General features: G+C 68.2%; 12 protein-coding genes. 3 read left to right on the forward strand and 9 right to left on the reverse strand.

All coding sequences use genetic code 11. The annotated features are described in order from the left end of the window. Positions 1-25: 25 nt before the first annotated feature. Entirely contained in the window at positions 26-1,300 is a 1,275-nt protein-coding gene (locus J2S76_RS16355) for a glycerophosphodiester phosphodiesterase family protein (RefSeq protein WP_307062352.1), read from the forward strand. A gap of 68 nt (positions 1,301-1,368) precedes the next feature. Here J2S76_RS16355 and J2S76_RS16360 read toward each other — a convergent pair whose 3' ends face one another. The 6 genes from J2S76_RS16360 to J2S76_RS16385 form a co-directional block, all read right to left on the reverse strand. Next, positions 1,369-2,313 (reverse strand): AEC family transporter, encoded by a 945-nt coding sequence (locus J2S76_RS16360; protein WP_307062030.1) that lies wholly within the window; start codon positions 2,311-2,313, stop codon positions 1,369-1,371. Between the two features lie 3 nt (positions 2,314-2,316). Then, positions 2,317-2,610, reverse strand: a complete 294-nt coding sequence (locus J2S76_RS16365) for a hypothetical protein (protein WP_018388049.1) — start codon at positions 2,608-2,610, stop codon at positions 2,317-2,319. 190 nt (positions 2,611-2,800) lie between these two features. Beyond that, complete coding sequence (locus tag J2S76_RS16370) at positions 2,801-3,400, reverse strand: disulfide bond formation protein B (RefSeq protein WP_370874768.1); 600 nt, start codon at positions 3,398-3,400, stop codon at positions 2,801-2,803. A gap of 25 nt (positions 3,401-3,425) precedes the next feature. Continuing rightward, the gene (locus J2S76_RS16375; protein WP_307062034.1) at positions 3,426-3,581 is read right to left on the reverse strand and encodes a DUF5993 family protein; all 156 of its coding nucleotides are present in this window, start codon (positions 3,579-3,581) and stop codon (positions 3,426-3,428) included. A 98-nt stretch (positions 3,582-3,679) separates the two neighbouring features. Then, complete coding sequence (locus J2S76_RS16380; RefSeq protein ID WP_307062036.1) at positions 3,680-5,905, reverse strand: primosomal protein N'; 2,226 nt, start codon at positions 5,903-5,905, stop codon at positions 3,680-3,682. 107 nt (positions 5,906-6,012) lie between these two features. Then, the gene (locus J2S76_RS16385; RefSeq protein ID WP_307062037.1) at positions 6,013-6,723 is read right to left on the reverse strand and encodes a class I SAM-dependent methyltransferase; all 711 of its coding nucleotides are present in this window, start codon (positions 6,721-6,723) and stop codon (positions 6,013-6,015) included. Positions 6,724-6,909: 186 nt separating this feature from the next. Between J2S76_RS16385 and J2S76_RS16390 the strand changes: the two genes are divergently transcribed. Together J2S76_RS16390 and J2S76_RS16395 are read left to right on the forward strand one after the other, a co-directional pair. Beyond that, positions 6,910-7,902, forward strand: coding sequence for a tyrosine recombinase XerC (locus J2S76_RS16390; protein WP_307062039.1), 993 nt, complete (start codon positions 6,910-6,912; stop codon positions 7,900-7,902). Between the two features lie 7 nt (positions 7,903-7,909). Next, positions 7,910-8,344: a VOC family protein gene (locus tag J2S76_RS16395; protein ID WP_307062041.1), complete on the forward strand. Its 435-nt coding sequence runs from the start codon at positions 7,910-7,912 to the stop codon at positions 8,342-8,344. A gap of 333 nt (positions 8,345-8,677) precedes the next feature. Here the strand turns inward: J2S76_RS16395 and lpdA are convergent, their stop codons facing one another. The 3 genes from lpdA to odhB are packed head-to-tail and all read right to left on the reverse strand — an operon-like array spanning position 8,678 to position 12,052. After that, positions 8,678-10,081: a dihydrolipoyl dehydrogenase gene (lpdA, locus tag J2S76_RS16400; protein ID WP_307062043.1), complete on the reverse strand. Its 1,404-nt coding sequence runs from the start codon at positions 10,079-10,081 to the stop codon at positions 8,678-8,680. Between the two features lie 40 nt (positions 10,082-10,121). Then, the gene (locus J2S76_RS16405; RefSeq protein WP_307062045.1) at positions 10,122-10,763 is read right to left on the reverse strand and encodes a LysE family transporter; all 642 of its coding nucleotides are present in this window, start codon (positions 10,761-10,763) and stop codon (positions 10,122-10,124) included. A 44-nt stretch (positions 10,764-10,807) separates the two neighbouring features. Then, the gene (odhB, locus tag J2S76_RS16410; protein ID WP_307062047.1) at positions 10,808-12,052 is read right to left on the reverse strand and encodes a 2-oxoglutarate dehydrogenase complex dihydrolipoyllysine-residue succinyltransferase; all 1,245 of its coding nucleotides are present in this window, start codon (positions 12,050-12,052) and stop codon (positions 10,808-10,810) included. Positions 12,053-12,121: the final 69 nt, after the last annotated feature.

Genomic DNA, 12,121 nt, shown 5'->3' on the forward strand with positions numbered 1-12,121 from the left:
CCCGAGCCGACAGGAGAGCTCCGTGATGATGTTCCACGCTTTGCGTCCCGCCTTGCGTCCCTCGCTCCGGCCCTTTGCCACCATCCTGTTCGCGCTGGCGCTCGCCGCCCCGGCGGCGGCCGAGACGGGCGCGAGCGAGATCGGCAGTATCGAGATTGGCCCGCGTCCGTTCTATCTCGTCGACCAGATGAAGGACGGGGCGCTGAAGGAGCAGCTGGCCCAGTGCAAGGGCCCGTTCACGGCGAAGAACTTCTCCATCTCCCATCGCGGCGCGCCGCTGCAGTTTCCCGAGCACACGCGCGAGGGCTATATCGCCGCCGCGCGCATGGGCGCCGGCGTGATCGAATGCGATGTCGCCTTCACCAAGGACCGCGAACTGGTGTGCCGCCACGCCCAGTGCGACCTGCACACCACGACCGACATTCTCGCCCGGCCGGAACTCGCGGCGAAATGCTCGGAAGGGTTCCAGCCGGCCGACCCCATTACGGGGCGCAAGGCCAGCGCGAAGTGCTGCACCAGCGACCTGACGCTGGCCGAGTTCAAATCGCTGCGGCCGAAGATGGACGGCTTCAACCCGCGTGGGGTGACGGTCGGGGAATATATGGACGGCACACCGAGCTGGCGCACCGACCTCTATGTGAACCGGGCGACGCTGGTCTCGCACAAGGAATATATCGAGCTGGTGAAGTCGCTCGGCCTGAAGTTCACCCCCGAGCTGAAGACCCCTGAGGTCGCCATGCCCTTCGAGGGCAGCTACACCCAGGAGCACTACGCCCAGCAGATGATCGACGAGTACAAGGCGGCGGGCATCGACCCGCGCGATGTCTACGCCCAGTCCTTCCGCCTCGATGACGTGCTCTATTGGCTCAAGGCCGAGCCGGCCTTCGGCGCGCAGGCGGTCTATCTCGACGGGCGCGACGAGGAGAGCAAGGGCTTCGACAATATGAAGCCCGAGACCTGGCAGCCCTCCATGCAGGAACTGGCCGACAAGGGCGTGAAGATCCTCGCCCCGCCGCTGTGGATGCTGGTGACGCACAAGGACGGCAGGATCGTGCCCTCCCTCTATGCCGAGGAAGCGAAGAAGGCGGGGCTCGGCCTGATCGGCTGGTCGCTGGAGCGCTCCGGCCCGCTCAATACCGGCGGGGGCTATTACTACCAGTCGGTGAAGCCGGTGATCGACCGCGACGGCGACATGCTGGCGCTGCTCGATGTGCTCGCCCGCGATATCGGCGTGATCGGCGTGTTCTCCGACTGGCCGGCGACCACCACCTTCTACGCCAACTGCCTGAAGCTGAACTGAGGCGATCCTCGCCCTCCCGCCAACGATCCCGGATCGGCCCTGCGGGCCGTCCGGGATGACGGCATAAACTAGCTGACGCCGAGGATCAGGAACCAGATCGTCACGGTGAACAGGCTGGCCGCTGTCGACAGCGAGACCGCGCTGGCGGCGGCGGTGACGCCGGCCTTGTAGCGCTGGGCCAGCAGATAGGCATTGATGCCGCAGGGCATGGCGGCGAACACAACAGCCACATCCGCCCAGACCGGCGGCATCGGCAGCATCCGCGTCAGCGCATAGACGATGGCCGGGTGGATGGCGAGCTTCAGGGTCGAGATCAGGATCGCCGGGCCGATGTCGCCGCGTATGGGATAGCGGTGCAAAGCGAGGCCGAGCGAGACCAGCGCGCAGGGCACGGCGGAGGCGGCCAGCATGTCCAGCGTCTGCTTCAGCACCCCGCCCGGCACATAGCCCGCCAGCTTGGCGATGCCGCCGGCATAGATGCCGAGCAGGATCGGGTTGAAGGCCAGCATCCGCCCCAGCTTGCGCAGGCTGGCCAGCGACATGCCGGCCGCCGCGCCTTCGGCCAGCACGGTGGCCAGCACCATCATGATCGGCAAATGGATGGCGATCAGCAGGAACAGCGGCACCGCCCCTTCCGGCCCGAAGGCCTGGAGAATGAGCGGCACGCCGACGAACACCGTGTTGGCCTGGCCGGAGGTGAAGCCCTGGATCACCGATTCGAGATGCCCGCGCCCGAACAGCCTTTTCGCCGCCAGCATGCCGAGGGCGAAGACCAGGAAGGCGCCGGTGAAATAGGCGATCCAGTAGCCCCAGGGCTGGCCTTCCTGCGGCAGCTGCGCCTCGGCCAGCGTCTTGAAGATGAGCACCGGCACCGCCAGCCCGAACACATATTCGGACAGGCCCTCGGCGGCGCGCTCGCGCAGATGGCCCGAGAGCGACGCGACGAAGCCGAGGCCGATCAGGCCGAAGACCGGCGCCACGACAAGGGCGATGGCACCGAGCTGCGCCAGCATCGCTCAGGCCGCGATCTCGCCCGAGGCGCTGGAGACGAGATGGGAGGTGCGCACCGGCACCATCACGTCGATCCGCGCCCAGAGCCGCTCGGCGATGTCGGGGCCGGCGACGAAGGCGATCTCCGCCCGCATCGTGCCGAGATGGGCGGGGTCGATCTTGCCATCGGCCGGCCCGTCCAGCCGGATGCGGGTGGGCTGCACGTCATGGATGGCGAAGGGCTCCAGCAGGCGGAGCATGAGATTTGGATGGGCATCCGCCTCGACGACGAGGCGGTGGCGGCAAAGACCGGCAGTCATGGGAGCGTCCGATGATGACGAGGAATCGAGAGGGCGTGCGTTCAGGAAACCCGGCCGAACCTGTCGGCCGGGCGGCGAATTCGCCGTCCCGCGCAGAACCGCGCTGTCTCGATCGAAGCGATCATCATGGCGAGGAAACTAGGCGCCGCGCGTGCCGCCGTCAATGGTGGGCGGCCCGGCGCGGCGTCGCTCAGGGCGCCGGTGCCGGGGCGGGCGGCTCGCCTTCAAGGAGGAGATAGTTCACCGGGTCGTCCGGGCACAGGCCGCCGCCGCATTCGAGCACGGTGGAGACGCCATTGCTTAGCGCCAGCAGCGCGATGAGCGCGAAGGCGACCAGCGTCAGGCCGCCGAGCGTGTGGATGCGCGCGGCGGGCGCGAACTGCCGGTCGAACAGCAGCAGCAGCGCGCAGCCGGCAATGATGACGATGAACAGCGCCAGCGCCCAGCTGTAGAAATGCAGGCCGCCAAAGGGTGCTCCGAACGTGCCCGTGCCGGGCACGATGTGCAGCAGCACCTGCCTTGCGGCGACGGCGCCGCCGGCCATGGCCGAGAGAATGGCGAGGGCATAGTGGCTCGGGCGCGGGCCGAACTTGACGTTCAGCGCCAGCCCCACCCCGACGCCGACAAAGCCGGCGCGCTGCAGAATGCAGAGCGGGCAGGGCAATTCGCCGCCGACCAGCTGGTCAAAGAACGCGAACAGCAGCACGACGCCGACGGCGATGAGGCCGAGCGCGTTGAGCTGGCGGGAGAGTTCCGGGGTGAGGAAGCCCGGGGAGGTGTCGTTGTTCATGGCGTCCCGATTCATGGCGCGGCCCTCACAGCACGATGTCGAGCGCGGAGGTGACGTGCAGCTTGAACAGCGTCAGCAGCACGGCGATCGAGACGAGGCCGGCGGCGAGCGCCAGACAGCGCTGGCCGGCCCAGGCGAAGGCCAGGGCGATACAAAACCCGAAAAACGGAAGGCTCATCATGACGCTGCACGCTCCACTGCCGGCAAATGCTACCGCTTGGCGCTAAACAAGCAGGTCCGGGACGCATTGTCATGACGCAGCGCGGCAGGCGCTGCCCTTTACACAAAGCTCTGCGGGTCGATGTCGATCTCGACCTTGAGGCTGCCCGTGGCGCGCGGCGCGCCCGCCATCCAGGCGCGGACATAGGCGGAGAGGTCGAAGCTGCGCTCGCAGCGGGCGAGCAGGCGGTAGCGATGGCGGCCGCGAATCAGCGCCAGCGGCGCCTCGGCCGGGCCGAGCACGCGCACCTTGTCGGTGAAGGGCGAGCAGGCGGCCAGCGCGCGGGCGTGCGCCTGCGCCGCATGCGGGTCCGTGCCTGAAATGATGAGGGCGCAGAACCGGGCGAAGGGCGGCAGATGCGCCTCCTCGCGGATGGCGATCTCGCGGTCGTAAAAGGCGTCGCGGTCGCCCGCCACCAGCGCCTGCATCACCGGGTGCTCGGGCATGTAGGTCTGCAGGAAGGCGCGCCCTTCCACCTCGTGGCGGCCGGCGCGGCCGGCGACCTGGTGCAGCAGCTGGAAGGTGCGCTCGGCGGCGCGGGGGTCGCCATGGCCGAGCCCGACATCGGCATCGATGACGCCGACCATGGCGAGGCCCGGGAAATTATGGCCCTTGGCGACGAGCTGGGTGCCGACAATGATATCGACCTCGCCGTCCTCGATCGCCTTTAGTTCGGCGCGCAGCCGCTCCACCCCGCCGGCGAGATCGCTGGAGAGCACCTGCAGCCGGGCGTCCGGAAAAAGCTTGGCCGCCTCCTCATGCAGCCGCTCGACGCCGGGGCCGCAGGGGATGAGCGCATTGGGCTCGTGGCAGTTCGGGCATTCATTGGGCACCGGCATGGCATAGCCGCACTGGTGGCACTCCAGCCGGCGGCGGAAGCGGTGCTCGACCAGCCAGGAGGAGCAGGAGGGGCATTTGATCCGGTGGCCGCAGGCGCGGCAGAGAGTGAGCGGGGCATAGCCGCGCCGGTTGAGGAACAGAAGCGCCTGCCCGCCGGCCTCGATGGTGCGCTCCATCTCGCGCGCGAGGCGCGGGGCGATCCACTGGCCGCGCGGCGGGCCCTCGCGGCGCAGATCGATCGGCTCCAGCCGGGGCACCTTGGTGCCGGCGAAACGCTCGGGCAGGGCAAGGCGCGTGTAGCGCCCGCGCCGCGCGTTTACTTCCGTCTCAATCGAGGGGGTGGCGGAAACGAGGGCGATGGTCGCCCCCTCCAGCCGCGCCCGCACCACCGCCATGTCGCGGGCGTGGTAATGGACGCCGTCCTCCTGCTTGTAGGCGCTGTCATGCTCCTCATCGACCAGGATCAGGCCGAGATCGCGGAACGGCAGGAACAGCGCCGAGCGGGCGCCGGCCACCACCGACACCTCGCCCGAGGCGACGCCGCGAAAGATCCGCCCGCGCCGCTTGGTCGACACGGCGGAATGCCATTCCGCCGGCCGCACGCCGAAGCGGCGGGCGAAGCGGTCGAGAAAGGCCTGGGTCAGGGCGATTTCCGGCATCAGGATCAGCGTCTGCCGCCCCTGCCGCATCGCTTCCGCCACCGCTTCGAAATAGGCCTCGGTCTTGCCCGAGCCGGTGACGCCGTCGACCAGGAAGGGCTGGAAGGCGCGGGCCTTGACCGAGGCCACCAGCTGCGCGGCGGCCTGCGCCTGCGCCGGCAGCAGCTCCGGCACGGCATGGTCGGGGTCCGGCGTCTCGGCGGCGGGCTCGGGCGGCAGCACCACCGTCTCCAGCACGCCATCGTCGACCAGCCCGTCGACCACCGAGGGCGACACGCCCGCCTCCTTCGCCGCCTCGCTCTTGGCGCGCAGGAACCCGTCTTCCAGCGCGGCGATGACCTTGTCGCGCGCCTTGGTGCGCCGTTCGGGCCGGTGATCGGTGAGCCGCACGCCGATGCGCTCGCGCGTGATGCCGGCGCTCTCGTCATGGCGCAACGCGAGGCGCAGCACCATGCCGGGCGGGGTAACGGTGTAGTCGGCGATCCATTCGATGAAGGCGATCATCGCCGCGTTCAGTGGCGCCACGTCATAGCGGCGCTGGATCGCTTTCAGCTTGGCGGGGTCGACGGGCTTCGGCTGGGCGGTCCGGGAGTCGGATTGGCGGGGCCAGACGCAGCCGAGCATGGTGCGGGTGCCGAGCGGCACCACCACGATATCGCCCACCGCCACCTCCATGCCGTCAGGCACGCGGTAGGAATAGGCGGAGCCGATGGCGAGCGGCAGCAGCACATCCACCACGCGGGCGCGCGGCGGGAACAGGGAGGGGGAATCGGTGGGCGCTGGCATGGCGGGGGTCTTCATAGCGCATCGGGGCGCGGTGCGCCGCCTTCTGCGCGATCGGCGCCGCCTCTGTTGCGGCCGCGCTCCTCAGCTGTCGCGCAGGAGGCGGGCGGTCAGGACGAGGCTTCTTTCTTGCGCGCCACGAGCATGTAATTGAACGTGAAAGTCGTTGGCGTCGCCGGTCCCATGAAGGCGAGGCGGACATAGGTCAGGAAAAGCCAGCGCATGGCACGCTTGATGACGAGGATTACTCGTTGCTTCAGGCCTGCGGGAATTTCGGAGGGAGCGCGGAGAGAGACGACCGTCAGGCCCGTTTCCTTCATCAGCCCTGCGATCAGGCCGCGGCCAATGTGGAGAACATGGGTGGCATCGCCATTCTGGAAGGGCATCGAAAACGGGCTGTCGCCATTGGGAAAGCGCGCGACCAAAGAGCCGCCCGGCTTCAGGACGCGACGGATATCCTCGCACAGGCGGCGCAGATCCGGGTAGGTGATATGTTCGAAGACATCCAGGGCGACGACCATGTCGACGCTCTCATCCGGCACCACTGCGAGCGTGTCGAGGACCGCGAAACCGGTCTGGCGCGCCCTTTCCTTCAGTTCGTCCTGAACCTCGATGCCTGTTGCAACGGCTCCATTATCCCTGAGCCAGCCCAGCAGAGAGCCATTGCCGAACCCGATCTCGATCACATGCGGCTGACGGTTCCTGGTCTTGTCGACGACATGCCCGAATTCGGCATGGTAAAAGAGCGCTTCGCCTGCCGTATATCGGGAGAAATTTTCGCCGCCCCAGCCCTTCCACTCTACGTAATTCTCGTAAGACACGGGAAGACTCCTGAAGAAAAACAAATCTTGCGCGGCAATGGGAGAGATGAAGGCGCCAGGGGAAAGAGGGGGGTGCAGGGTAGCGGGGTGGTGCTGGCGTGTCGAGGCGGGGACAGCCGCGCGCATCGGTTGCAACCAATATTAACCACCCCCCTGGCATGAATGGTGCCGGTTCGGAGGAGAAGCATGGCGAGCACGGACGCACAGAAGGCGGAGCGGGCCGAGCGCGGTCTGCTGGCGGGGGCGGCGCCTGACGTGGCGGCGGCGCTCACAGGCTGGCTCGGGCGGCTCGGCCATGAGCGGCGGCTGGCGGCGAAGACCCGTGAGGCCTATGCCCGCGATGTCGCGACCTTTCTCGGCGTGCTGGCGCGCCAAATCGGCCACCCCCCCACCATGGCCGATCTCGCGCAGATGCAGCCGCGCGATGTGCGCGCCGTGATCGCTGCGCGCCGGGCCGAGGGCATCGAGGCGCGCACGCAGATGCGCTTTCTCGCCGCCGCCCGCTCCTTCGGCCGGCATTTGGAGCGCGAGGGGCTGGGCAAGGTGGGGGCGCTGACCGCCGTGCGCGGGCCGCGCATTCCCCGCACCTTGCCGCGCCCGCTGACCATGGCGGATGCGCGCGCCCTTTCCGACCCGGCGACACGGGCCGGGGATGCGCGCGAGCCCTGGATTCTCGCCCGCGACGCGGCGGTGCTGGCACTGCTCTACGGCTCCGGCCTGCGTATTTCCGAAGCGCTGGGGCTGATGCGCCGCGACATGCCCCTGCCGGGGCGGGGCGACCAGATTCTCGTCCACGGCAAGGGCGGCAAGACGCGCATGGTGCCGGTGCTGGCCTCGGTGATCGCCGGCATCGATGCCTATGCCCGGGCCTGCCCCTATGATCTGGAGCCTACCGGCGCGCTGTTTCGCGGCGCCAAGGGCGGGCCGCTCTCGCCGCGCGTCGTGCAGCTGGCGGTGGAGCGGATGCGCGGCGCGCTCGGCCTGCCCGACAGCGCCACGCCGCACGCGCTGCGCCATTCCTTCGCCACCCATCTCTTGGGACGTGGCGGCGATCTGCGCTCGATCCAGGAACTTCTCGGCCACGCCTCGCTTTCCACCACGCAGATCTACGCCGCCGTCGACACGCAGACACTGATGGCGGCCTGGAAGGCGGCGCATCCGCGCGCCACCAGCACATGAGGCCGGGATGACGCCCATTCAGCCGATGATCGAGCACATGTCGATCGGGGTCAGCGACTATCAGCGGGCGCTCGCCTTTTATGACGCCGTGCTGGGCCCTCTGGGGTTTGTGCGCGTTTCCTCCCATGCCGAGGCGGAAGGCGAATCCGCCTGCTGGGGGCCGGAAGGGGAACTTCCCTCGCCGGAGGGTACGCCGGGCGCGGCGCCGTTCTGGATTCAGCACCGGGCCGAGGCCGTCACCCCGCCGCCGGGCTTTCATCTGTGCTTCATGGCGCCGACGCGCCGCGCGGTGGAGGCGTTCCACGCCGCCGGGCTGGCGGCGGGCGGGCGCGATGCCGGCGGGCCGGGCCTGCGCCCGCAGTATGGCGAAGGCTACTATGCCGCCTTCCTGCTCGACCCGGATGGCTGGAAGATCGAGGCCGTCACCTACACGGATGCGTGATCCGGTGGTGAAATGGCGGCCCGGCGGTGCCGTGGAACCGGCGGGGGCTTTTCACCTTGGGGAAGGTGGGGGACACTCGCAGGCATTGGACCCGACCAGAGGAGACCAATCCATGAAGCGTCTCGTGACCGCTCTGTGCGCGCTTGCACTGACCACTGCGGTGGCTGGAACCGCCTTCGCCTGCCCCTATCAGGCAGCCAAGGCGGCCCAGACTGACGTCAAGGGTTCCTGACCGGCCCTCGTCTTCCCCCTCGACAGAACGGCCCGGAAGGTGACTTCCGGGCCGCTTTTTGCGTCGATGAAACCTCTGCGGCCGGCCGGACAGGCGCGCCGTCACATGTGGATGGCGCGCTTTTCCACCGCCATCGCCGCTTCCTTCACCGCTTCCGAGCGGGTGGGGTGGGCGTGGCAGGTGCGGGCGAGGTCCTCGGAGGAGCCGCCGAACTCCATCAGCACCGCGCATTCATGGATCAGCTCGCCGGCCTCCGAGCCGATGATGTGGGCGCCGAGCACACGGTCAGTGGTGGCGTCGGCGAGGATCTTCACGAAACCGTCGGTCTCGTCATTGGCCTTGGCGCGGCCATTGGCGAGGAAGGGGAACTTGCCGACCTTGTAGGCGGTGCCGGCCTGCTTCAGCTCTTCCTCGGTCTTGCCGACCGAAGCCACCTCCGGGAAGGTGTAGACCACCGAGGGGATGACCTCGTAATTGACATGGCCGGCCTGGCCGGCGAGCAGCTCGGCCAGCGCCACGCCCTCATCCTCGGCCTTGTGCGCCAGCATCGGACCGGCAATGGCGTCGCCAATGGCGAAGATGCCGGGCACGCTGGTGCGGTAATAATGATCGGTGACGACGCGCCCGCGTGCGTCCTTCTCGACGCCGAGCGCCTCCAGCCCCAACCCTTCGGTGTAGGCGACGCGACCGATGGCGACGAGCACCACATCGGCCTCCAGCGCCTGGGCCTCGCCGCCGGCGGCGGGCTCGACCGAGACCTTCAGCGTGTCGCCCGACGAATCGACGCCGGTGACCTTGGCGCCGAGCTTGAACGCCACGCCCTGCTTTTCCAGGATGCGCTGGAACGATTTGGCGACGTCAAGGTCCATGCCGGGCAGGATGCGGTCGAGATATTCGACCACCGTAACCTGCGCCCCCAGCCGCCGCCACACGCTGCCAAGCTCCAGCCCGATGACGCCGGCGCCGACCACGAGCAGCTTGCCCGGCACTTTTTCCAGCGCGATGGCGCCTGTCGAGGAGACGATGCGGGTCTCGTCGATCGCGATGCCGGGGAGCTTGGCCACATCCGAGCCGGTGGCGATGACGATGGCCTTGGCCTCCAGCGTCTGCTGCGAACCATCTGCCAGGGCGATATCGATCTTGCCCGGCGCCGGGATGCTGGCCGTGCCGTGGAAGGTATCGATCTTGTTCTTCTTCATCAGGAAGGCGACGCCCTTGGTGTTGCCTTCCACCGCCTGGTCCTTGAAGCCGAGCAGGGCCGCGTGGTCGAGCTCCGGCGCGCTGACCTTGATGCCCATCTTGGCGAAGCTGTGCCCGGCTTCCTCGAAGCGGTGCGAGGCGTGCAGCAGCGCCTTGGAGGGAATGCAGCCAATGTTCAGGCAGGTGCCGCCGAAGGTGGCGCGCTTCTCGACCACCGCGACCTTGAGCCCGAGCTGGGCGGCGCGGATGGCGCAGACATAGCCGCCGGGGCCGGTGCCGATGACGATCAGGTCGTAAGAGGACATGGTCGGTTCCTTGGGGGCTTGCTCGAGATGGCGAGTTGCGTCAGTTGGCCTTCTGCACCGCGAGGCGCAGGCCCAGCAGCACGAAGGTCGCGCCGGTCAGCCGGTTGAACCAGCTTCCGAACGCCTTGAAACGGGCACGTACAGAAGGGTTGGTGAAAAATAGCGTGACGCCGGCAAACCACGCGATCAGCGCGCTCGCCATGCCGATTCCATAGAGAAAAGACACGGCCGCCGGCGTCTCATGGCTCACCAGGGCGGTGAAAAGCGAGAGGAAGAACAGCACGGGCTTCGGGTTCAGGGCATTGGTGAGGAAGCCCATGCCGAAGCAGGCGCCCAGCGAGAGCGACCGGCCCGCCGTGGCGCCCGCCGCCAATTCGCCCTCGTCGATGTCGAGCGGCTTGTCGAAAAACGACTTCACCCCGAGATAGAGCAGATAGGCGACGCCCAGCCATTTGATGAGCGCGAACAGCGCGAGTGACTGCGAGACGATCAGACCGATTCCCAGCAGCGTGTAGCTGATGTGGAACAGCAGCGAGGCGCCAATGCCAAAGCTGGTGATCAGCGCGGCGCGCCGGCCATGCACGACGCTTTGGCGGACGACGAGGGCAAAATCCGCCCCCGGCGCCACGATTACCACCGCGAACACGGCCATCAGCGCCGCGAATTCGCTGAGATAGGTCATTGCATCCTCCGCCGGGCCACGCCCGGTTCACCCACGTGTCCCGATCACAGATCCAGCACGAGCCGGGTCGGGTCTTCCAGCGCTTCCTTGACGCGGACGAGGAAGGTGACGGCGCCCTTGCCGTCGACGATGCGGTGATCATAGCTCAGCGCCAGATACATCATCGGGCGGGCGACGATCTGGCCCTTCACCACCACCGGGCGCTCCTCGATGCGGTGCATGCCGAGAATGCCCGACTGCGGCGCGTTGAGGATCGGGGTCGACATCAGCGAGCCGTAGATGCCGCCATTGGTCAGGGTGAAGGTGCCGCCCTGCATGTCCTCGATGCCGAGCTTGCCGTCGCGCGCCTTGCGGCCGAGGCCAGCAATGGCCTTCTCGATGCCAGCGACCGAGAGCTGGTCCGCGTCGCGCACCACGGGAACCACCAGGCCCTTGTCGGTGCCGACCGCGATGCCGATGTGGTAATAGTTCTTGTAGACGAGGTCGGTGCCGTCGATCTCGGCGTTCACCTCAGGCACGTCCTTGAGGGCCTGGATCACCGCCTTGGTGAAGAAGCCCATGAAGCCCAGCTTCACGCCGTGCTTCTTCTCGAACACGTCCTTGTACTGGGCGCGCAGATTCATCACCGCCGACATGTCGACATCGTTGAAGGTGGTGAGCATCGCCGCCGTGTCCTGCGCGTCCTTCAGACGGCGGGCAATGGTCTGGCGCAGCTTGGTCATCTTCACGCGCTCTTCGCGCGAGGCGTCATCCGGCGCGGAGGGGGCGCGGGCAGGCGCCGGGGCGCGGGCGGCGGCGGGTGCCGGCGCGGTGGCCAGCGCGGCGAGCATGTCGCCCTTGGTCACGCGCGCATCCTTGCCGGTGCCGGCGAGCATGGCGGGGTTGAGTCCGCTTTCCGCCGCCAGCTTGGCGACCGCCGGGCCATTGGCGCCGGAAGACGCGGCAGCCGGGGCCGGCGCTTCAGCCTTGGGAGCTTCAGCCTTGGGGGCCTCGGCCTTCGGAGCTTCCGCCTTGGCGGGCGCGGCAGCCGGTGCGGCCTTGGCCGCGCCGGAGCCTTCGCCGATGGAGCCGAGCAGCGCGCCGACGCCGACCGTTTCGCCGTCCTTGGCGATGATCTCGGAGAGCACGCCGGCCGAGGGCGCGGGCACCTCGATCGTGACCTTGTCGGTCTCCAGTTCGACAATGGGTTCATCGGCGACGACGGTGTCTCCCGCCTTCTTGAACCACTTGCCGATGGTTGCCTCGGTGACCGATTCGCCCAGCGTCGGAACGCGGATCTCGGTGGCCATGCTCGTTCTTCCTCACCGTTTGCCGGCTGCGGGGCCGGCATTCCCTCGGGTCTTGCGGACTTAGGTCTT

The sequence above is a fragment of the Ancylobacter vacuolatus genome, assembly GCF_030813595.1.
GTDB classification, from domain to species: domain Bacteria; phylum Pseudomonadota; class Alphaproteobacteria; order Rhizobiales; family Xanthobacteraceae; genus Ancylobacter; species Ancylobacter vacuolatus.

What these genes read in the sequence shown, in the direction of transcription:
- lpdA (WP_307062043.1), bottom strand. Translation starts at nt 10,081, where the DNA reads ATGTCCTCTTACGACCTGATCGTCATCGGCACCGGCCCCGGCGGCTAT.
- J2S76_RS16380 (WP_307062036.1), bottom strand. Translation starts at nt 5,905, where the DNA reads ATGCCAGCGCCCACCGATTCCCCCTCCCTGTTCCCGCCGCGCGCCCGC.
- J2S76_RS16375 (WP_307062034.1), bottom strand. Translation starts at nt 3,581, where the DNA reads ATGATGAGCCTTCCGTTTTTCGGGTTTTGTATCGCCCTGGCCTTCGCC.
- J2S76_RS16355 (WP_307062352.1), top strand. Translation starts at nt 26, where the DNA reads ATGATGTTCCACGCTTTGCGTCCCGCCTTGCGTCCCTCGCTCCGGCCC.
- J2S76_RS16370 (WP_370874768.1), bottom strand. Translation starts at nt 3,400, where the DNA reads ATGAACAACGACACCTCCCCGGGCTTCCTCACCCCGGAACTCTCCCGC.
- J2S76_RS16390 (WP_307062039.1), top strand. Translation starts at nt 6,910, where the DNA reads ATGGCGAGCACGGACGCACAGAAGGCGGAGCGGGCCGAGCGCGGTCTG.
- J2S76_RS16405 (WP_307062045.1), bottom strand. Translation starts at nt 10,763, where the DNA reads ATGACCTATCTCAGCGAATTCGCGGCGCTGATGGCCGTGTTCGCGGTG.
- odhB (WP_307062047.1), bottom strand. Translation starts at nt 12,052, where the DNA reads ATGGCCACCGAGATCCGCGTTCCGACGCTGGGCGAATCGGTCACCGAG.
- J2S76_RS16365 (WP_018388049.1), bottom strand. Translation starts at nt 2,610, where the DNA reads ATGACTGCCGGTCTTTGCCGCCACCGCCTCGTCGTCGAGGCGGATGCC.
- J2S76_RS16360 (WP_307062030.1), bottom strand. Translation starts at nt 2,313, where the DNA reads ATGCTGGCGCAGCTCGGTGCCATCGCCCTTGTCGTGGCGCCGGTCTTC.
- J2S76_RS16395 (WP_307062041.1), top strand. Translation starts at nt 7,910, where the DNA reads ATGACGCCCATTCAGCCGATGATCGAGCACATGTCGATCGGGGTCAGC.